This window comes from Thermoproteota archaeon (assembly GCA_030130125.1).
In the GTDB taxonomy this organism is placed as follows: Archaea; Korarchaeota; Korarchaeia; order Korarchaeales; family Korarchaeaceae; genus Korarchaeum.
The window spans coordinates 1-18,842 of record JARZZM010000047.1 but is presented as its reverse complement, the minus strand read 5'-3'; the positions used below and the strand labels follow the sequence as shown (position 1 = coordinate 18,842).

The following is an 18,842-nucleotide window of genomic DNA, read 5'->3' as shown; positions in this document are numbered from 1 at the left end:
GATAACCTACTTTCTCCTTGAGCGCCGTCATTATGGCCCAGAAGCTCCCACCAGCGCATTCGAATGCGTAATAGCCCAGATGACCCAGCTTCCTCACGTACTCAACGTCAAGCTCCTCGTAGGGCCAGGGGAGCTCCGGCACCTCTTCCTCAGCCGCCACAGATAACTTAACGGGGGCGATCATGCTCCCGATGGCCACAACAGTTAGACCTTTTAGGAAGTCTCTCCTAGACACAGTTACCAAGTAAGACACCCTCCGATGCGCACATTTACGATATTTATAAGCGGAATTGTGCCTCCTTTGCATGAGGTTCTCCCCGGTCACTGCACCCTTTGCGGCTCACTATGTTTATCTACAACAATTTACATATGTCAATTTATACAGTTAAACTTATTTACAAATATCTCGAAATATTTTTTATGTATGGGACGCCGCCCATATGGTCGTTCCACCTAGGGATAATTGTTCCACCAAGCCCTTGTCCTTCAGATTCTTGAGAGCCTTGTAGATGGTTCTTGACGGCAGTCCCGTCTTCCTCTTTATTTCCGATGAGCTCATAGGTCCAAATTGCTTTAACACATATAGAACGAACTTCTCGGAGGGTGAACCCCCCGTTAGGCTTCCTCTCGACTTTATCAAGAAGGTATCTCCCCTGACACCCAGCCTGAGGCTCTCCAGTGAGAGGACATCCTCCATCCTGATGTTCCCAAGGTTCACATTAGGCCCTAGCCTCCTAATTAACTCGACGTGTTGCTTCACCAGCGGTGCCTCGAATATTAGGTCTCCATGATCGAACATCGAAATCAGAGCGGAGAACCAATCGGACTTGAGGTTTCCTTCCTCGTCGAAGAGGCAGGAGGCCTTGCCGAACTCCCTGCCTTCAATTATGACCTTCCATACCCTTCCTGACTCGAGTGCAAGCCTTATCTCCTCTATAACGCTTCGGAGGGGGAGTTTTCTGCTGGGATCCTTCTTGCCAACCTCGAAGGTCACCTTGAACCCGAGAGAACGGGCATAGTCTGCCAGCTCCAGCCTCTCCTGCATGGGGATGTCCACTATGCCCGAGCTTATCTCCACTACGTTGAAGCCGAGGGACCACGCCTCTTCGAATAGGTCTCTGGCTCTACCCTTCACAGTAGCCAGCTCCATGAGGGTACCACTGAGTCCAACATCCACGTCCAACTCGTGGTAGAGGCGAATCCTCTCCCTCAACATGTCTGTGGGGATCAACAGTGGGAGGCCCCAGCCTATCTTCACGTAATCGATGTAGGGGGCCTTGTACTCGAGTCCCAGACACGAGAGGGGTTGGCTGAGTTTATCGAGTACCATGGTGATGCCCTTCTCCCTGGGCTTGCTCGACCTCTTCCCTAAGATACTGGTCCTCAGATCGATCAGCATCTCCTTGGACGCTCCTAGAAGATCCACAAATATAAGCTATGCCTCCCTTAATATCTTTAACTCGGTTATTCGTGGGGAAACCGCTTATTTCGAGATTTAGGATCATCACAGCCGATTTACGCGGGATCCCCCTAGAGTGCGGCATCCTCAAGGTCGGGTTGAGTGGAAGTCGCTCTACTACAGAAAGAAAATTTCATTTCCCCTGATGATCGATTAAATACGATCTGTATAAACTTGATTGAGATTATATTTTATAATATTCCACGCGATCGATCCATGAAGCCTAGGATACTGGCATCGACCGGCATATCTTGGAGTAGTCACCTCGCGGAGTAGGTGGGGGATGAAGGACGGTACCGGCTGACATAGATTCAGGGACGACCTCTCCTTTCCTCTATGGGCTGCCGCCACTTCTGTGTAGGGTTACTCCTCCACGAATCCCTTGGCTGTCGCGACCAAAATTTCCCTCTCCTTAGCCTCCTCCAGTGCCGGTGGCTGGATAGTCATCGCGTAAAGCACCTTTATCAGTTTCTTCCCCCTCATATCAGGTCTTATCCTGAGTAGCTTACCCACCCTCTCGTCGAACTCCCTGACGCGCCTAGCGCTCAACCTTGTTTTCACCTCGCCTATGACTATGATCCCTTCCGTCTCCCCGTACATGTCATACTCCACCTCGTCTATCCTCAGGGGCTTGAGCTCCACTTGAATGCCCCTCCTCGCGAGGAGCCAGGAGACAACCTCTCTACCCTCCTCCTCTAGCGTCAGCGCGAATCTCTCGAGAGTGGTCTCTATCCTAGCAAGCCTCTCATCGATCCTCTCAAACTTCTTGTCGTGCTCGGCGAGCCGCTCCTTTATGGCCTTGATCTCGGCGATGATCTCGTTAAACTTCTTGTCGTGCTCGGCGAGCCGCTCCAGTATCTCCCCATAACCAATGGCCCCGGCTACGGCGTGCCTGAACTCCTCGTCCTCCTGCAGCGCCTTCAGGAATTTCTTCCTCTCCTCTAAGGAAAGGGACATCTATTATGGATGCCCAGATCCCTTTAAAATCTCTTCCGTGATCGTACTCGCCGTCTTCCTGGCGAGTCCCCTTCCGCCTCGGGTCGCGGCGTCCGACTTCTCCGCTAATACTGCTGATCTCCAACGCACTAAGTTCCCATCGCGCGTTCCTGCTGAGAAATCTTATTGTGTCGTGCTAGCTGAGGTGGGATGGAATGAGGGCCATCCATGCTGTGATCCTGATATCAGTGCTTTTAGGAGGGCTACTCCTACTCGATTTCAAGAGAGCTCTTGACGCGGCTAACAGCCTTGAGGTCAGGAGGATCAACCTGAAGGGCTTAGATGTTGATCTGGGATGGAGGTTCAGGGCGGGAATCCCGCCTATGGAGCCTTACATAAAGAGGATAAACTTGGAGCTGCTCATCGGGCTCAATAATCCATCTAACTACTGGTTGAGGATCCACGAGCTCGATTACGAGATCGGACTGAACGGGAGGCTCGTGGCCAACGGTTCGATTCGGGACATAGATGTCCCACCGGGTGAGAGGGACATTACCGTTCCCATCTCCGTCGATCCTGAGAGGGCCGTCTCCGCGCTGCTGGACTCGGTGATCTCGGCATTGAGGAGTGGAACCACCCAGCTTAACCTAGACTACGAGGTGGATGGTAGGGCCAGAGTTCCCATCACGGTGCTCGGGGTGGAGCTGCCCATCGAGGTCACGGTTCCGTTCAGGGAGGTCGGTACTTACAGGCTCTCCCTCAGCCTGCCCTCGGTCAGGAACCCAGATCTGCCTTCGAACATGGACGAGATGTACGTGGTGAGAGGTTATTCCACGCATCCTGCCCAGCTTACCCACGGTCTTCCCAATGGACAGGGGATTCACCTCCGAGACACGGTAGAGTGGGTCTTGGAAATCTCCAACGCATCGGTATCAAGGAGATGCGGTCCCTCACCTTTTCAGTTAGTTAGACTTCCTCTCCCGTTCCCAGTACTATAATATCGTCAAAGATCTCGCCTATCTTCGGATTCGAAGTCACCACAGCGGCTTTCTTATCCATGGCGGTGGCTACTACAACGGCGTCTTGGAGATGGAGGTCCGATTGGATAGCTATCCTGCCAGCTGAGAGGGCTATGCTCTCATCAACCGGGACGAGGGAGATGGGCCACCTCTTAACAGCGACTATTGCCTCGTTAGCCATTCTGGCCGTGTACTCTCTGCCAATGATGTGGTACAGCTCCGCCAAGGTTAAGTAGCTAACGTAGACCTCGGCCTTGCCTCTCGATGCCCTCTCAAGCAGCTCCTCTACTAAATCGGCTCCCTTAAGGTCTGAGAGGTAGATGATTATCGAGGTCGTGTCGAGAACGAAGCTCATGAGGACCCCCTCCTAACCTCCATCACAAGATCCACGGGATCACCCCTGAATTTCAGCATCCCCCTCCCTCTTCCCTCAGATGGAGTTACGATCACGATCTCATAGCCGAAATCCAATATTTCAACTTCTTTACCGGGGGAAATACCGTACTTTCTCCTTATCCTAGCGGGTAGAACGAGCTGACCCTTGGTGGAGACTTTAGCTGGCATGGTATCATCTTGGTAATACTCCAAAAATAAAAGTACTACCAAAAGTGCGCGATAATAGAGCGCCGATGCTTTTATTATGTCGGCATGAGAGTAAAAAATAGATGAATAATAGCTTAGATTTATGAGTTAATTAAATAATCAGGCACTTTTCCTAGAAGGTATGTCTCGTAATTATGAGGATTTTCTAGTAATACTAATGAGATAATAGGTATTACAAAGTCAAGGGATGTAGGTTAATCAGTGCGAGCCTTGCCTGATCCGGAAACCAATCTGAGGCGAGAACTAAAGCAACCTCGAGACTTGAGCTCACATTAGCCGTGAATCGAAGGGCTTATCGCGCGAAGGAAGACGCGATGGGTAGTGGATTAATGATATATCGCGCGCACTCTGCTTAGTGGAGGATTGCTGGAATGAGGAAACCCTCACTATCCTATAAACCAAAAAAGGAGGGAAGGATGCACTTACCTCCTCCTGTTTCTGATGAGAAGGGCGGATGCGAGGATCAGGAACAGCGCTAATATGAGTGCAAGCGGAAATATGAGATCCCATGCCTGATCTCTCGCCTCCAATGGAGACATAGGTGGCAGGAGCTTCCCGCCCACCGGGAGGTACTGACACTGATCATTCACTTCAAGCGTTAGATCGTCGACATTCACAGTCGGAGCGTTCCTAGAGATCGAGTCTTTTATGTCGCTCGCGCTAATGGACGGGCTGAGGTCCACTTGATCTAGTGAGAGGAGCTCGGTTTCCGTATCTGGATCCGTTATGAGGTCGCAGTCGGGTATCAGCCCGTATCTGTCCACATTGAGACCCCACACATCGAAACTGCCAGCCCCATAGGAGAGAGTAGCACCGAATTGGGCTATCGCGAAGTTGAACGGGAAGGACCTCGAACTGCCTTCATCGGAGGTGCCGCCGTATGTTCTATCCCACACTATGGATCCTGTGGTGTCTATCTTCAGGAGGTAGGAGTCGTATCCGCCGTTCCCAAAGGAATTAGTACCTCCAGAGACTAGGGCGCCGTTAGGAACCGGCCAGAGCGAGGTGAAGACTTCCTCCCCAGATCCACCGTATGCCAGCGCCCATCTGAGGGTAGCATCGCTGTCCAACTTCATCACTAGCGCATCCCAGTTCCCACCTATGGGCGCTGCTGACGTGTTCCCGGCGATGAGGTAGCCGTCTGGTAGTGGCAGGATCGGGAAGGCCATCTCATTCGCAGTTGTTGTACCGTACCTGTAGGCCGCCTGTACGCTACCAGAGGAGGACACCTTCAGAAAGAGCACATCGTAGTCGGGACCAGTTCCTACCCAGACTCCAGTTACTGCAAAGCTCCCATCCGGGAGTTCTGCTATCTGGGTTCCCATCGTACCACCAGAGTTCTCTATATACTCGTAAGCCCACTCGACACTGCCAGTCTCGTCCAGTTTCACGATCCAGGCGACTGGAATTCCCAGCGGTGGAGGCAGCGTGGTGAAGCCCGTGAAGGCGTAACCTCCATCGGATGTCTGAATCACCGAGTAGGCCTCATCCCTTTGGTTATTGCCGCCATCGAAGGTGTACTCCCACTCCACTCCACCGTTCTGATCCAACTTCATTATCCACGCGTCCCTAGTTGTGGGATCACCGGAAGTACCGGCCCTGAATCCCGCCACTATGTAGCCACCATCGCTGGTCTGCTGGACAGATATGGCCCTCTCCTCCCCTCCTCCATCGTAGGCCTTCGACCACTGGACATTGCCCATACTGTCCAACTTTATCGCTAAGAAATCCCTATCAGCGGGATTTCCGGTACTGGAGTAGCCTCCCACCACTATGTAGCCATTATCTCTTGTGGGAGCCGCGCTCATTCCCCTCTCCCATCCGCTGGTTCCGTAGCTCTTTATCCATAGGGCAGGGGGAGCTGCCATGGCAGCGCTCACTGGTAGAAGGAGCACGCCCAACATGAGGATCAGTTTGACTTTCATGCTCTCAACCCAGACCAATTTGGTTGAACTGTCAGCGGAACAAATATAAAATTTTCATATAATGCCCTCCTCTGGTCATGTTGTTACTACCATGGGAAGTAACAAAACGGTTAGAAAAGCTAACCATTAATCTCGGAGGTCGTCATTGCTACCGGTTGGACGTAACTCAGGATTGGACGATTCGAGTGGCTGACATGAGGAAGCTTTCTCGAGTACGAAGGACGATCCGGGAGGTTCGGCGGACGTGACTACCTCCCCCCCCCCTAGGAGGTCATCCTAGGTCACCTAGCTCTTCACCTTGTTCCCGGCGGTAGTATGGAAGGCGCTGCATCGAAGTAGAGGGCTCCCACCTACGCTCGTTTAGGGAGCGAACGTAACCCAGTGACTTAATTTCATAGAGTCCGCGGCCCATGAGTAAATGTTCGAAGCTATTCGGACCATAGGACTAAACTTATTACTCTGGATGCGGGCAACTAGCGCGGGACGGGTACCATGAGGAGATCGGTCGCCTTGATGCTCTTGCTGATGGCTTCTCTCCTACAAGCGCAAACCATCGTTGCTTGTCCACCTACTGCTGGCTATGTCGGCGCCATATACGAGCAGAGGAGCAGCAAGAGCGGCATCCTCTCCTACCTGAGGGACTCCGGAATCGGGAGAGGGATGGGACTTGAGGTGGTCAAGTACACCCCATACGGATACCAGGGACCATCGATGGAGTCCGTACGCCTTACCCTTGGGAAGTACGAGGGAGGAGGTAGGGTGGAGATGTACATCTTCCCCGGGAGCAAGTACACCCTCGTCATGGTCGAGACAGATGCGGAGCTCAGCGAGGCGCCTCTACTCTACGCGGAATCCATCCTCTCCGGGTACCTTAACGCCTCTAAGATAGTTGAGGTCTTGAAGAGTCCCAACAGCATCTCTCCACCCATCGCTGTGGCCAAGTGGTATGGGCTGGAGAAGGGAACCGAGCTCAGGACACGGACGCTCAAGTGCGGGGTCGTTTACTCCAAATTCTCGAAGCCTATCAGTGGGAAGGTGGGTGTCGTAGCAAACGAGATAGATTACTCCCTCTCCTTCGATATGCTGAGGGATGCCCTAGAGGGGAGGGGGGTACCGGTCGATTACCTGGGATACGGTCCGGATGCCTTGGTCAGGGCGATGAGGTACGCAGCAGTCATCTTCCTAGGAGGCCATAAGGCCCCTAGGACCGGTCCCTCGGTCTACCCGATCCTCGCCTCCAACATCAGCGACCTGATGGGTACTGGGTGGATTATACTGGCTAGGAGCTGGGGCCCTGGGGGCACAGCGCTGGTTATAGCGGGCATTGACAGGTATGCGACTAGAGAGGCAGTCCGGAGGTTCGTATCCAGTGAGTGGATGGACAGGTTGGAGGCTGCCGTCAAGGCCGGGGTTCCAATAACGAGCCAGGCCGGTGGGGACATGGTGTCCGTCTTGAGATCCCATGGATCCTGCGGGTTCATCCCTCAGCCCTCGCTGGACGTGAGCGTGGTGGGGAGATATGCTTACGCTCACTATGCGCAAACCCACTCCAATCCCTGTGTTAGGCTAGAGCTGCTGAGGTACGGTGTGGAGGGGAGGGAGGTGACGATAGAGCTGAAGAAGGTTCCGGTGGGTAGGATGTGCATCGCCTGCTTGGGAGTGGTGGAGGCGGATATCAGGATCGGCCCTCTGGATCCCGGGAGCTACACTCTCTGCATAAATGGGACCTGCACTCAATTCATGGTGGGTGGATGATACCTTCCAGTTCGACCTGACACGGCCTTGTCAGCGCACAGGCTCGGTAGGTGTTGACACCTACCTTAGGGGATAGGATCTCCCGTTGAGTACGGGCAGGTCCACTCCGACCCCTGCCAAATCCGTTAGCCGTACCCTTGAAGGGGGAGTGATCGCGCTCTGGGAGCTAGCGCCCGAGGTCTCTTCAAACTTTTAACTAACCATTCCAATGAAGCTCGATGGGAGATCGGAGGCTGGCGCTGAATCTCTTATCCGTGGCCCTGTATTTCCTTTCCCTTTGGCTTATAGCATCGGTGCTAGCTCGGTACGCGAGGGACTTGGGGATAGGCCTGACGGAGATAAGCTTGGTGTGGTCCGCCGTCTCCCTGATTACCTTGGTGATGAGACCCCTCACCGGTTACCTGGCAGACAGGTCCTCCAGCAATCTGACCATGATGGTAGGTTCGATCCTATCTCTCCTCTCATCTATCATCTTCCTGTTCTCCTCGGACTTCGCCTCCCTCCTCATGGGCAGGGTGGTACAAGGATTCGGGAACTCCTTCTTCATCGCCCCCTCAGCCGTGGCTGTGGCCTCTACCTCGTCAAGGATCGGCTTGGCTCTGGGCCTCAGGTCCATGCTCATATCGCTGGGAGGGGTTCTGGGTCCCCCACTAGCTGGTTTGCTGGCGGATTCCTTGGGTTACTGGGCCGTCTTCTCCCTAGCAGCGGTATCCTCCCTGACCATAGCCGCAATGAACGCGGACCTCAGGAGAGGTGAGGGGAATGGAAAGGTGGAGCAAGCCGGGTGGAGGGACGCCTTCCGGGGGACGGTTCTCCTCTCTATGTCCCTGGCAGCCCTAGGCGGGGCTGCCCTGATGGTCATCTTGGAACTGGTCCAAGTTCACTACAGGGATCTCGGCTACGGGGCTTCCATCTTCGGGTACTTCAGCATGTTCTTCGGAGCCGCTGGCCTCATCTCTAGGTATTTGTCGGGGAGGATGGCAGAGAGTAGACCCATGGCTGCCATATCCCTAGGTTACGGGATCATGCTCCTCTCACTCGTGGCCCTCTCTATCTGGTACCTCCCTCCACTGAGCTACGGTATCGCCGCCCTGTTTGGCCTGGGCCTCGGATTCACAGTTCCGGCCCAACAGTACGTGACCATAGGGTCGGTCCCGGAGGGTGCGAGAAATAGGGCCATGGCTCTATACTCTATGGGAGCTGACGTGGGTCGCTTCTCGGGTCCCATAGTCATGGGCTTCATCGCTTCACTGTTGGACTACTCTAGAGCGTATCTCCTCACTGCTCTGTTCCCCCTAGCATCGGCTCCCATGCTGATCCTGCTGTCGAGGAGGATGGGGAATGCTTGAAACCCAAGGGAAAGGGCTCTATCTCCGCATTCTGGGATCATGCATCAGGATCTTGGAGGAGTACCTCGACCTCAGCGATCTTCAATCGTTGGAAATCCCGCTTTTGAGCGAACTACCCAGAGAGGTTGTGGAGAGGTCCAAGGAGGAGAGACCCATGTCCCTGCATCAGTGCCAGCTCATGGTTCAGAGGACCGTTGGTGAAGACATGAAGAGGAAGCTGGCCGTGTACTACTCGAAGGACGAGGCGCTCCGGATCATGGAGGAGGCGCTGGACTTGGTAGAGGGCGACATAGTGCTAGGCGATCCCTTCATGGGTTCCGGGAGAACGCTCTCTCATCTACTGTCTCTAGCTAAGGATAGGGTCATCAAGGTGTGGGGCGTGGAGAAGCTTCCTCTACCGGCGTTGGTGGCGTTCACCTCCCTTCTCCACATGCTGGAGGGTGAAGGGAGAATCTTGGATGTGAGGGTGGGGGATGCCTTCACCCTGTATCTCAGGGGAGAACTCCCGTCCTCCAACCTGATAGCCACTAACCCGCCCTTCACCAGGTGGGATAAGCTTCCTGAGGATTACAGGAGGGCGCTGGTGGAAACATTCAGGAGGACCCATCCGGAGTTCGTGGGCAAGGGATCCATCAGCCTGCAAGCCCTAGCGATGCTCTTGATAGATGACATCCTCGAGGACGGAGGTGTTGTAGCAACCGTGCTTCCAGCTTCCACCTTTTACACCATATATGGGAGGGGTTACAAGAGACTCATCAGGGAGAGCTATCACCTGGCGCTATTGGCTGAAGGACGGGACTCCTTCTCTGAAGGAAGTGGATTCAAGGAATTGGTGCTCGTGGCCAGGAAAGGACCGGGAAGGGGTCTCACGAAGGTCCTGAGCGCGTCGGGTAAGCGCTCTCTTCTCGATTTAGGGGAACTACCCACCTTCTTTGACATGAACTGGCTGTCCCTCTTCGACCGGGATCTTCGTGATCTCGTGCTCAAGTTCGTTGGCTCCGCCCTGAGGGCCGGGACCCTCGTGAGGCTCTCGGATCTGGGAGTGAGAGTGGTCAGGGGAGTTGAGATGTACGGCCCGGAGTTCTTCTTCCTCCCCAATGGGTACTGGGATCTCAGGTCGGGCGATTCGGACTTCATCCTCTCGGACGGTCGGGAGCTGAGGATAGACAGGAAATACCTGGTGAGGGCCTTGAGGAGGCCATCTCTATACTCAAGATCGATAGAGGTGAATGTAGGGACCTATTTGCTTTCCGTGCCTCCCCTGCCATTGGAAGACCTTCCAAGGGGCTTGGTGGAATACATCAGGTGGGGCTTGGAGGAAGGCACCGCCGCCCCGGCGGTCAGATCTAAAGGAAGCAGATGGTACAGTCACGTATGGAGGCAGCTCAAGACGAAGAAGCCCTTCGGATATCTCTTCCTCCCCGACAAGGTGGGAGATCCCCTGAGGAGGTCCTCATTGGCCTACCTGACGGGAGAGAAAGTAACCGCCTCCAAGAACTTCTACGTTGTGATCACGAGTAGGAGGAGGTCTTGGATGCTAGCAGCGTGGTATAACAGCACATTCTTCGCCTCGCTGCTCACGCTCATGGGTAGGAAGATATCGAGGGGGTGGACCCGCTTCCTCCTCGCTGATTATTTGGAGATGCCCGCGCCGAGAAGGGAGGACGAAGGGGTCATAAGCGCCCTCAGGGAGATCTTGAGGGATCCGAGGCCCATTGAGGAGGAATTATCTGCCGAGGGGAGCAGGTATCGTCTTGATGTAGCTCTGGGCAGAGCTTTATCCATACCAGAGGTGGACCGTCTGCTGGAATCCCTGTACTCGAAACTGGCGGACTTGGTTAAGGAGTGATTTTAGGCATTGGTGGGGGCGGGCGTATGAGACCATGGGTGCTGCTTCTCGGCTCGGCATTCGGAGCCTTCATAGGGTACGCAGCCAATAGAGTGGCGATATGGATGCTCTTCCATCCCAGGAAGCCCATACAGCTTGGTCCCCTCAGGGTGCAGGGGGTGTTCCCCAAGAGGAGGAGGGAAATTGCCGAGAATATAGCCAATACGGTTGAGAGAAGTATCCTCTCCCCGGAAGATGTTAGGAAGATGATCTCGGAGGCCGTGGAACTCAAACTGAGGGAAGTTAAGCTGCCGATCCCGCTTCCTTCGGAGACGAGGGAGATGCTGGAACTAGCTATTAAGAGGGTCGTGTCCACCCTGACTACATCTCTTCTCTCTCAGATGAGCGAGAACATGAGCGTGAGTGAGTTCATTTTAAGGAAGTTCGAGGAGGTGAGCGATGAGGAACTTGAGAGGATGTTTCTAGATGCCGTGGGTGAGGAACTCAGATACATCGCCCTGAACGACGCCCTCATCGGTGCCCTAGTTGGCGCCCTTGAGATGGTCCTCCTCTCGCTCCTCCACTGATTCCTTTAACATTCGATTTCGTAACTGAGTTGCAAGTTACTGTTCGATTTTAAATCCCCTCAATCAAGCAACAGCAAATAATAAGTGAAAAAAATACGAGCTGATGTGGGGCCGTAAATAAGCGGTTCAGGATGGAGAGAGGAGGCCAATTTCTTGGAGAAGGAGATCATCTCGATAAAAATCAAGTGCGAGCCTGAGAAAGGCAGATAGATCCAAGAAGGGACATGATACCGGCTTTCTACCGATAGTTGACGGGTCGGGGTAGCTTGGTTGGTGCCCTATCGGAGAGGGACGTAACCTGCGCTTTCATCGAGGGCAAGGTGAACTCCAAGGTATTCAGAAGTCGTGAGGACGGATGTGATCAAGGCGAGCGACGACACCTTAGCTATGACTGCCTAGCTCCTCGACGAATACGGATCGGGAACCTAATAGTGGCGGACAGGGAGGTAAGCTGAAAGGGGGTCCCATAAAGGCCTCCATAGGGCACCTGACCTGTAGTGAGGAGCCACCTTCCCCACTTCCTCTAACCCTATTAGGATGAGGGCACCTTACTCTGAAACTCTGAGGGCGTGATTACAAGGGAGGTGGACCATCCTCTATCCTCTAGGAATCTAATGAAGCTCCTGTCGATTGTCAGGAAAAGGAGGTTCGATTCCTTGGCTGATGCATAGAGGAGGTTGTCTATTAAGTCCCTGTGGCCCGAATCGTAGATTCTAAACGCCAGAGAGTAGGCGCTAGGTCCGGGAATCAGCAGGTCGTAAGTAAGCCTCACGGCCTCTAATCCCAATTCAAACGGCTCAGGATCGAGCCCCAGCTTAGCATAAATCCAAGAAGCCTCCAACAGGCTCACTTCCATGTAATGGATCCTTACTTCCCTGAATAGGGGGATCACCTCCTCAGCTTCCCTTTCTACCTCCATGCCAAGGGTGGGTAGAAGAAATGTCGTGTCAATCAGCACGCCCAGTTTCTTCCTGTCTCTCAAGACTCTCCTCCTCCAGCTTCTCTAGGGTCACTTTGGCTACCTTCTTCCCATGCAGAGCCAGCCAGACCGCGTCCTTCTTGGGTTCTATGATAATCTTCTCACCCTCGACCTTCATAGCTACTAAGGTTCCCTCCTCAATTCCTACGCTCTGGGCGATCTTCTTGGGGATCACTATAGTCCGACGCCTCCCGACCCTTACCTCCACCACCGACATCAGAGAAATACCAACTTTCTGAAAATATAATATTTCTGACGCCGATGCGTTAGTCCAGCTCAGTCAGTGGCCCTGCCGAGGAACGTCATCCCGGCCATCTTCCTCCTGTAGTCCTCTCTAGTGTACTCTCTGATGACTCCCCATCGCCTAGCGTCCTCCTCCTTGTCGAAAATTTCGAGTTCGAATAGATCGTAGGTCTTGCAGTTCTTCAGCTCCTCCTCCGACAGTTTCCCGCCCTCGAGTATTATCTTCTGTAGCCTGTTACCCACCACACCATTAATCTCCCCCTCAATCCTTATGGCCTCGCCCTTCGCCTTCCTCAGATCACCTTCCACCACTATCATGCAGTCTATGTCCCTTCCCATGTAGTAGCGGAACTCGTGGAGTCCCTCTCCACCCATCCTGTCGGATATGATGAACTTACTGACCCTTATCCCCCTTAGCTCGAAGAGGCGCCAGATGATGAACCAGCACCTCTCCTCCAAGTACTTCTTGAAGAACTTGTAGAACTCCAAGTAAACTAGGTCCAGCCTCTCTAAATCCTCGAACTCGAAGCCAGTAGTGAAGAGATACATACACCTCAGGAACGTGCGTGGAACATCGGATCTACTCAATTTCATTCCATTATGGCTGAGTCGGGAGAGGGCATAGTCAACAGCCTCTTCAACCATCCTCTCCAGCTTGTAGAGGTAGTAATACTCCTCGCTCTCCTCCCCGATCTTGGTACCCTCTCCCGACATCACACGGCTCACTGCTTCCCACAGTAAAGAACATTTCGCTATAGTGAGCGAAGATCCCAATGAGTCGTTCGTTCAGGGAACACTTATATAGGCTCGAAGGAGGAAGATTCGATGTCCCTCTCGGCCGAGGAGAAGAAAAAGTTCTTGAAAGCATTGGAGGAGGATGAAGAGTTCAAATTCGCAGTAGCTGGCCTGATAGGTTACAAAGAAATTCTTGAGCGTATAGTTGAGCTGGAGAGCGGTCAGAAGGAGCTTAAGGAAAGCGTGGAGGGATTGAAGGAGAGCGTTGAGGGGCTGAAGAAGGGGCAGGAGGAGCTGGAGAGCGGTCAGAAGGAGCTTAAGGAAAGCGTGGAGGGATTGAAGGAGAGTCAGGAGGTGCTCAGGAGGACAGTAAACGTCATAGCCCACAGGTTTGGGGTTATATCCGAGACATCGTTCAGAGAGGGGCTGAGACACTTATTAGAGGAGGAGTTCGGCGTCGCCGATGTGGGCAGGTTCGTGATGGAGGACGATGAGGGTCTGGTCTATGGCCATCCGAGCGAGGTGGAGGTCGACGTACTGGTCAAGGACGGCAAGCACATCCTCGTAGAGGTGAAGTCAAGGGTCTCGAAGGGGGATGTGGCCGAGCTCCACAGGATAGGGGAACTCTACGAGCGGAAGATTGGAATCAAGCCGTCATTGGTGATAATAGGAGGTCTGATTGATGAAGGGGCTAGGGAGCTGGCGGACAAGCTGGATGTAAGGATAATACCCATCATCGATTCTTCGAGATAGCAGACATGTCCTGATCATCCCCTACCATAGCTGAAATTCTATGACGTCCCCCTAGTGAAAGGGTTCCTCATGGCCCCCGATCACCTAAGAATTAACCGATTCTCGACAATTGTGAGGGCTTCACCGCTTGGGAAGCTCCAATCACACCTATACGCACGATCCTAGGATCCCCGGATTAAGTAAGCGGTAAAACCCGACTATACACAACAGGTTTTGGAGTGCTGGGGGATAGTTGACGGGGAAGTAGGTGACTGCCGAGAGCCTCAGCTCAGGAGGTGGAGATCATCCCTCACTACCACAGCCTCCCTCAGTATCTTCTTCCACCAAGTTTTCTCAAATTGGGAAAGGGCTTCTTGGGGTGTTAAACACCTTACCTCGAATCTGGGAGGAAGGAGATCGACTATCAGGTCCACCCTCTCGAGGAATGGTACCCCCACAAAGGCGTCCGATATGACGATCAAGTCCACATCGCTCCATAGGTTAAAGTCGCCCCTAGCGTAACTGCCGTATAGCACGATCGTAACCTCTCCCAGCCTCTCTTTCAGCTTATTGGATAGCTCCACAGCCTCTTCGATAATCGCCCTTCTCTCATCTCTCCTCCTCTCCAGCAATTTCCTCAATCCTCGATGCACACCTCTTCACCCCCTCCAGAACCCTCCTCGCCATATCAAGGGCAGTTTCGGCATCCCTCAAGCTGAAGAATTCGTAGGGAGATCCTCCAGGGAAGGCATCAGGATATCTGGCCGGTATGTAGAACTTACTCAAGTGAAGGACCTCCCCCTCGAAGTCGGAGCCGCATATCTCCTTGAACTCTTCGTGTAGCTTCCTGAGATCGTGGCCGAAGGCCTCCCTCCCAGCCCCCCTCAGGAGGGCCTTGAGGGCTAGTTCGGCAGCCTGTTGAGCCTTGAAACACGCCCAGTCGAAGCTACCGTTCCTGATATCTGCTTCAATTGACCTGAGCGTGTGCTCCGCCTGAGCGATCCACCTCCTGTACTCCTCCCAGTCGAACATCCAGTGTAATGGTAAGTTTCCTACAATTAAACATTCCTGAGGTTAACTCACTCCTCATCAGCAACCCGGTCTGATCAACTTCCTCATCACGGTTATGTGATTGAAGGGCCTACCGTGAACCTCCTCGAAGACGAAGGACTCCATCTTGAGGCGAGGGGTGGTATGTTCCATCCCCTCGGGTTTCCCCACAGTGATTATGGCCACTGGAATCCTGTTTCTGGGAGCCCTCACTATTCTCAACACATCCTGATCGCGAAATGCTCCCACCCAACAGGTCCCGTAGCCCAAAGCGTGGGCTGCAAGCATAGCGAATGTGGCAGCTATGGTGGCGTCCTGCAGCGAGTAGAGCCTAGCCCCTCTCCTCCCGTAAATGGCTGCCGACCTCTCGGGGTAGGCTAGGAAGACCAAGTGCACTGGTGCTTGGGCCATGAACATCTGATTTAGGGATGCCCTGGCCAGCCTAACCCTCCTCTCTCTATCCCTCACCACGACTATCTCGTATGCCTGAAGATTACCAGCTGAAGGAGCGGAGCATGCAGCCTCCAGTATCAGGTTCAAGTCCTCTTCGTTCACATCCTCACCGGAATACCTTCTAACGGACCTACGTTCCGCCATTACATCGAAGATGTCCGGCATCTCCTCTTCATACCTGACCGAGAATAAATATGTTCAGTTGCGATGACATGCTGACTCATTGTAGAATTTCCAGTCGATGATAAGCGTAAATTCAGTTATTTCTCTCACAGGAACAATTAAGAGGTTCTATCGCGTCACCACGTCCTTTTTCCACGATTTCCAACGTCGTACCGATTTGCAATAATCTTAATTTATCAGAGGACCTGAGATAAATGCGGAAGCTTAATATTAGAGCGGTTCGTCCAAAAACAAAAGGAGGTGTTCTTATGGATTCCAAGGGAGTTTTAGCTATAGGTCTGATTGTGGCCTTCATAATAGGTGCCGCGGTGGGCTACGTTGCGAAGCCGAGCGCCCCAGCCGAGGTTAAGACGGTCACGGTTACGAACACCATCACTCAGGGCGCTCCTGGGGCGAAGACCGTTACTCAGACCGTTACGAAGACGGTAACACAGGCTGGAGCTGCGCCAGGGGGAGTGCTAGCGGAGATAAAGAAGAGAGGCAAGATAGTCGTGGCCACCTCTCCAGACTGGCCACCGTTCGAGTTCATAGATCCCAAGACCAACAAAATAGTGGGTTACGAGGTCGACATAATGGAAGAAGTTGCTAAGAAGCTCGGAGTCAGGGTTGAGTGGAAGCCCATGGACTTCGACGCTATAATCCAAGCGGTCAAGAACAAGGAGGTCGACATGGGGGTTAGCGGCTTTTCTGTAACTCCTGAGAGGTTGAAGGAGGTCCTGTTCACCATGCCGATCCACATAACCAAGGTGCAGCTCATAATGCTAGAGCCTAGGGCCAAGGAGCTGGGCATAACCACGCTAGGTTCGCTTGAAGAGGCATTCAAGTACAACTTGGTGATAGGAACAGGTAGCGGGACCACCGAGGAGGATGAGCTGCTCCAGCTGGTGAAGCAGGGTAAGCTGAAGTCATCACAGGTAAAGTCGTACCCTGACTTCGAGGTGGCTTTGGAGGACATGAAGAAGGGAACCATAGATGCCGTATACGCGGAGACCCCGATCACCACCTACTGGAACTCTACCTCCGAGATTCCGCTGAAGGTCGTGTACAGCAGGAGCTACTGGCCTGTGGCCTTCGTGCTTCACAAGGATGCCATCGACCTGATGAAGGAGATCGACGGTATCCTAGCCGAGATGTATGCCAACGCCAAGATCGACGAGATAGCCAGCAAGTGGGGCGTGCCCAAGGGCTGAGAGAGGCAGGTAAGTTGAGGGAGGTCAGGCTTTGTTCACCCTCGAGAACTTCCTTTTTTTACTCCAAGGAGTACCCAACACCCTAGCGATTTCTTTCCTCTCATTCGCCCTAGGTTTCGCCCTCGGCATACCAACAGCAATAGTCAAGCAGTTTTCCCCTTATGGCCTAGGACACGCGGCCGATGCTTACATAAGCGTCATGAGGGGGATTCCCGTACTGGTGATAATGCTTCTCTTCCACTTCGGCATGGCAGGCATAGTCCCCATCTTCAAGAGCGCTTTTCTGTCCGCCACATTCGCCTTGGGTTTGAGGAGCGGCGCCTTCCAGTCCCAGATATTCAGGGGGGCTATAAATTCCGTAGGTAGGCAGCAGATGATGGCGGCCACCTCGCTGGGAATGAATAGATGGCAGGCCTTCAGATATGTGATCCTCCCCCAAGCCTTCATAGTGGCTCTCCCGGGGCTGGGCAGCGAGATAGCTTTACTGATAAAGGACTCATCCTATGCATTCGTTCTGGGCGTGCTAGAGCTGACCAAGTACTCAGACATAGTGAGAAAGGCCACCAGATCATTCCTTTACCCCTACTTGATAGCGGCCATCCTATACATCCTAATCACCTTCCCGGTGGCCAATTACCTGGACAGACTCGGGTCAAGGCTGAAGACCAAGTACGGTTTGAGGTGATTCGATGGGTGAGGTAGTTCTCGCGTGTGAGGGATTGAAGAAGAGGTACGGGGACCTATGGGTCCTCAAGGGTATAGACTTCGAGATAGAGAAGGGGCAGACCAAGGTGATAATTGGGCCCAGCGGGTCCGGCAAGTCCACATTCCTGAGGCTGATGGGCCTACTAGAGCCACCGACTGAGGGCAAGATATACTTCGAGGGGAAGGATGTGTACGGCTCTGGACTGGACCTGAACATGCTCAGGGCGAAGATAGGCTTCGTTTTTCAGGAACCAAGCCTCTTCAGGCACCTCACAGCTTTAGGTAACGTGAAGCTCGGTCCGAAGGTCGTCCTCAAGATGAGGGACGAGGAGGCGGAGAGGAAGGCGCTAGAGGCCCTCAAAACCGTCAGGTTGGAGGAGTGGTCCCATCATTACCCAGCTCAGCTCTCCGGCGGGCAGCAACAGCGAGTGGGCATAGCTAGGGCCCTAGCAATGGATCCAGACATAATACTGTTCGACGAGCCCACCGCCTCCCTGGACATAGAGCTCACTTGGGAGGTCATTGATGTGATGAAGGATCTGGCTAAGAGGGGCGTTACCATGTTGGTGGTCACCCACGAGCTTGGATTCGCGAAGGAGGTAGCTGACGAGATCCTGTTCATGGATGACGGGCGCATAATAGAGTCAGGTCCTCCTGAGGAACTCTTGAGGAATCCGAAGACTCCGAGGGCGAGGGAGTTCCTGAGGAGGCTCATCGGGGGGGTCTGAAGACGGCAGCGCCGCTGGATCCAATATCCTTCATTATCAGCTTCGTCACCGAGTACTATCCCTTCATCATAGAGGGATTCCTAACCACCGTGGAGATGACCTTCCTGGGACTGGCAGGGGGCTTCGTTCTAGGCATTCTTTCAGCCCTAGGGGATGTCTATGGGACCAAGCTGATGAAGGTGATCATTGCGGGCTATGTGGAGTTCTTCAGGGGAAGCCCGCTGATAGTCCAACTTCTGTTCTTCTACTTCTCCATACCGGCCCTGACAGGCCTTAACTGGGACGCGTTCACCGCTGGCGCCGTGACGCTCATGCTGAACAGCGGTGCTTACCAGAAGGGCTACTTCAAGGGGGCGATAGAGGCCGTCTTCAAGGACCAGCTG

General features: G+C 53.5%; 22 protein-coding genes. 10 read left to right on the top strand and 12 right to left on the bottom strand.

Annotation, left to right across the window (positions count from 1 at the left end):
• The 3 genes from QI197_07315 to QI197_07305 all read right to left on the bottom strand — a co-directional run.
• On the bottom strand, positions 1 to 235 hold a 235-nt coding region (locus QI197_07315; GenBank protein MDK2373167.1), incomplete at its 3' end, for a twin-arginine translocation signal domain-containing protein.
• A gap of 183 nt (positions 236 to 418) precedes the next feature.
• Positions 419 to 1,426 (bottom strand): phosphosulfolactate synthase, encoded by a 1,008-nt coding sequence (locus QI197_07310; protein MDK2373166.1) that lies wholly within the window; start codon positions 1,424 to 1,426, stop codon positions 419 to 421.
• A 396-nt stretch (positions 1,427 to 1,822) separates the two neighbouring features.
• On the bottom strand, positions 1,823 to 2,416 hold the full coding sequence (locus QI197_07305) for a hypothetical protein (GenBank protein MDK2373165.1): 594 nt from the start codon (positions 2,414 to 2,416) through the stop codon (positions 1,823 to 1,825).
• A gap of 194 nt (positions 2,417 to 2,610) precedes the next feature.
• Here QI197_07305 and QI197_07300 point away from each other — a divergent pair, with 194 nt between their 5' ends.
• Entirely contained in the window at positions 2,611 to 3,393 is a 783-nt protein-coding gene (locus QI197_07300; protein MDK2373164.1) for an LEA type 2 family protein, read from the top strand.
• On the opposite strand, the gene QI197_07295 is transcribed toward QI197_07300, so the two are convergent.
• From QI197_07295 to QI197_07285, 3 genes are all read right to left on the bottom strand, one after another.
• A complete protein-coding gene (locus tag QI197_07295; GenBank protein ID MDK2373163.1) occupies positions 3,362 to 3,769 on the bottom strand; it encodes a PIN domain-containing protein in 408 nt (135 codons plus the stop codon). The two genes, QI197_07300 and QI197_07295, sit on opposite strands and share 32 nt — an antisense overlap.
• Complete coding sequence (locus QI197_07290; protein ID MDK2373162.1) at positions 3,766 to 3,978, bottom strand: AbrB/MazE/SpoVT family DNA-binding domain-containing protein; 213 nt, start codon at positions 3,976 to 3,978, stop codon at positions 3,766 to 3,768. Before QI197_07290 ends, QI197_07295 begins: the two co-directional genes overlap by 4 nt.
• Before the next feature lie 461 nt (positions 3,979 to 4,439).
• A complete protein-coding gene (locus QI197_07285; protein ID MDK2373161.1) occupies positions 4,440 to 5,942 on the bottom strand; it encodes a hypothetical protein in 1,503 nt (500 codons plus the stop codon).
• Between the two features lie 513 nt (positions 5,943 to 6,455).
• Between QI197_07285 and QI197_07280 the strand changes: the two genes are divergently transcribed.
• From QI197_07280 to QI197_07265, 4 genes are all read left to right on the top strand, one after another.
• Entirely contained in the window at positions 6,456 to 7,697 is a 1,242-nt protein-coding gene (locus QI197_07280) for a hypothetical protein (protein ID MDK2373160.1), read from the top strand.
• A 218-nt stretch (positions 7,698 to 7,915) separates the two neighbouring features.
• Positions 7,916 to 9,046 (top strand): MFS transporter, encoded by a 1,131-nt coding sequence (locus QI197_07275; GenBank protein ID MDK2373159.1) that lies wholly within the window; start codon positions 7,916 to 7,918, stop codon positions 9,044 to 9,046.
• On the top strand, positions 9,039 to 10,895 hold the full coding sequence (locus QI197_07270; GenBank protein ID MDK2373158.1) for a restriction endonuclease subunit M: 1,857 nt from the start codon (positions 9,039 to 9,041) through the stop codon (positions 10,893 to 10,895). Before QI197_07275 ends, QI197_07270 begins: the two co-directional genes overlap by 8 nt.
• A 26-nt stretch (positions 10,896 to 10,921) precedes the next feature.
• Positions 10,922 to 11,461, top strand: coding sequence for a DUF445 family protein (locus tag QI197_07265; GenBank protein ID MDK2373157.1), 540 nt, complete (start codon positions 10,922 to 10,924; stop codon positions 11,459 to 11,461).
• Positions 11,462 to 11,993: 532 nt separating this feature from the next.
• On the opposite strand, the gene QI197_07260 is transcribed toward QI197_07265, so the two are convergent.
• The 3 genes from QI197_07260 to QI197_07250 are packed head-to-tail and all read right to left on the bottom strand — an operon-like array spanning position 11,994 to position 13,397.
• Entirely contained in the window at positions 11,994 to 12,443 is a 450-nt protein-coding gene (locus QI197_07260) for a PIN domain-containing protein (protein ID MDK2373156.1), read from the bottom strand.
• The gene (locus tag QI197_07255) at positions 12,409 to 12,657 is read right to left on the bottom strand and encodes an AbrB/MazE/SpoVT family DNA-binding domain-containing protein (protein MDK2373155.1); all 249 of its coding nucleotides are present in this window, start codon (positions 12,655 to 12,657) and stop codon (positions 12,409 to 12,411) included. The genes QI197_07260 and QI197_07255 overlap by 35 nt, the downstream gene beginning before the upstream one ends.
• A gap of 59 nt (positions 12,658 to 12,716) precedes the next feature.
• Entirely contained in the window at positions 12,717 to 13,397 is a 681-nt protein-coding gene (locus tag QI197_07250) for a hypothetical protein (protein ID MDK2373154.1), read from the bottom strand.
• Between the two features lie 111 nt (positions 13,398 to 13,508).
• On the opposite strand from QI197_07250, the gene QI197_07245 reads away from it, so the two are divergent.
• On the top strand, positions 13,509 to 14,171 hold the full coding sequence (locus QI197_07245; GenBank protein ID MDK2373153.1) for a DUF3782 domain-containing protein: 663 nt from the start codon (positions 13,509 to 13,511) through the stop codon (positions 14,169 to 14,171).
• 263 nt (positions 14,172 to 14,434) lie between these two features.
• Here the strand turns inward: QI197_07245 and QI197_07240 are convergent, their stop codons facing one another.
• Genes QI197_07240 through QI197_07230 form a run of 3 tightly spaced genes read right to left on the bottom strand, consistent with a single transcriptional unit; the run spans position 14,435 to position 15,818 of the window.
• Positions 14,435 to 14,791, bottom strand: a complete 357-nt coding sequence (locus QI197_07240; GenBank protein ID MDK2373152.1) for a nucleotidyltransferase domain-containing protein — start codon at positions 14,789 to 14,791, stop codon at positions 14,435 to 14,437.
• Positions 14,760 to 15,182, bottom strand: a complete 423-nt coding sequence (locus QI197_07235; protein ID MDK2373151.1) for a HEPN domain-containing protein — start codon at positions 15,180 to 15,182, stop codon at positions 14,760 to 14,762. Before QI197_07235 ends, QI197_07240 begins: the two co-directional genes overlap by 32 nt.
• Before the next feature lie 57 nt (positions 15,183 to 15,239).
• Positions 15,240 to 15,818, bottom strand: a complete 579-nt coding sequence (locus QI197_07230; GenBank protein ID MDK2373150.1) for a nitroreductase family protein — start codon at positions 15,816 to 15,818, stop codon at positions 15,240 to 15,242.
• Between the two features lie 266 nt (positions 15,819 to 16,084).
• Here QI197_07230 and QI197_07225 point away from each other — a divergent pair, with 266 nt between their 5' ends.
• The 4 genes from QI197_07225 to QI197_07210 all read left to right on the top strand — a co-directional run.
• Positions 16,085 to 17,026: an ABC transporter substrate-binding protein gene (locus tag QI197_07225; GenBank protein ID MDK2373149.1), complete on the top strand. Its 942-nt coding sequence runs from the start codon at positions 16,085 to 16,087 to the stop codon at positions 17,024 to 17,026.
• Between the two features lie 31 nt (positions 17,027 to 17,057).
• Positions 17,058 to 17,711, top strand: coding sequence for an amino acid ABC transporter permease (locus QI197_07220; GenBank protein MDK2373148.1), 654 nt, complete (start codon positions 17,058 to 17,060; stop codon positions 17,709 to 17,711).
• A 4-nt stretch (positions 17,712 to 17,715) separates the two neighbouring features.
• The gene (locus QI197_07215; GenBank protein ID MDK2373147.1) at positions 17,716 to 18,459 is read left to right on the top strand and encodes an amino acid ABC transporter ATP-binding protein; all 744 of its coding nucleotides are present in this window, start codon (positions 17,716 to 17,718) and stop codon (positions 18,457 to 18,459) included.
• Positions 18,460 to 18,527: 68 nt separating this feature from the next.
• On the top strand, positions 18,528 to 18,842 hold a 315-nt coding region (locus QI197_07210), incomplete at its 3' end, for an ABC transporter permease subunit (GenBank protein ID MDK2373146.1).

Excerpts from the sequence above, each read along its gene's own strand:
- QI197_07295 (MDK2373163.1), bottom strand. The coding sequence starts at position 3,769 with ATGAGCTTCGTTCTCGACACGACCTCGATAATCATCTACCTCTCAGAC.
- QI197_07270 (MDK2373158.1), top strand. The coding sequence starts at position 9,039 with ATGCTTGAAACCCAAGGGAAAGGGCTCTATCTCCGCATTCTGGGATCA.
- QI197_07230 (MDK2373150.1), bottom strand. The coding sequence starts at position 15,818 with ATGCCGGACATCTTCGATGTAATGGCGGAACGTAGGTCCGTTAGAAGG.
- QI197_07275 (MDK2373159.1), top strand. The coding sequence starts at position 7,916 with ATGGGAGATCGGAGGCTGGCGCTGAATCTCTTATCCGTGGCCCTGTAT.
- QI197_07225 (MDK2373149.1), top strand. The coding sequence starts at position 16,085 with ATGGATTCCAAGGGAGTTTTAGCTATAGGTCTGATTGTGGCCTTCATA.
- QI197_07300 (MDK2373164.1), top strand. The coding sequence starts at position 2,611 with ATGAGGGCCATCCATGCTGTGATCCTGATATCAGTGCTTTTAGGAGGG.
- QI197_07290 (MDK2373162.1), bottom strand. The coding sequence starts at position 3,978 with ATGCCAGCTAAAGTCTCCACCAAGGGTCAGCTCGTTCTACCCGCTAGG.
- QI197_07245 (MDK2373153.1), top strand. The coding sequence starts at position 13,509 with ATGTCCCTCTCGGCCGAGGAGAAGAAAAAGTTCTTGAAAGCATTGGAG.
- QI197_07305 (MDK2373165.1), bottom strand. The coding sequence starts at position 2,416 with ATGTCCCTTTCCTTAGAGGAGAGGAAGAAATTCCTGAAGGCGCTGCAG.
- QI197_07235 (MDK2373151.1), bottom strand. The coding sequence starts at position 15,182 with ATGTTCGACTGGGAGGAGTACAGGAGGTGGATCGCTCAGGCGGAGCAC.
- QI197_07285 (MDK2373161.1), bottom strand. The coding sequence starts at position 5,942 with ATGAAAGTCAAACTGATCCTCATGTTGGGCGTGCTCCTTCTACCAGTG.
- QI197_07280 (MDK2373160.1), top strand. The coding sequence starts at position 6,456 with ATGCTCTTGCTGATGGCTTCTCTCCTACAAGCGCAAACCATCGTTGCT.
- QI197_07250 (MDK2373154.1), bottom strand. The coding sequence starts at position 13,397 with ATGTCGGGAGAGGGTACCAAGATCGGGGAGGAGAGCGAGGAGTATTAC.
- QI197_07215 (MDK2373147.1), top strand. The coding sequence starts at position 17,716 with ATGGGTGAGGTAGTTCTCGCGTGTGAGGGATTGAAGAAGAGGTACGGG.
- QI197_07255 (MDK2373155.1), bottom strand. The coding sequence starts at position 12,657 with ATGTCGGTGGTGGAGGTAAGGGTCGGGAGGCGTCGGACTATAGTGATC.
- QI197_07265 (MDK2373157.1), top strand. The coding sequence starts at position 10,922 with ATGAGACCATGGGTGCTGCTTCTCGGCTCGGCATTCGGAGCCTTCATA.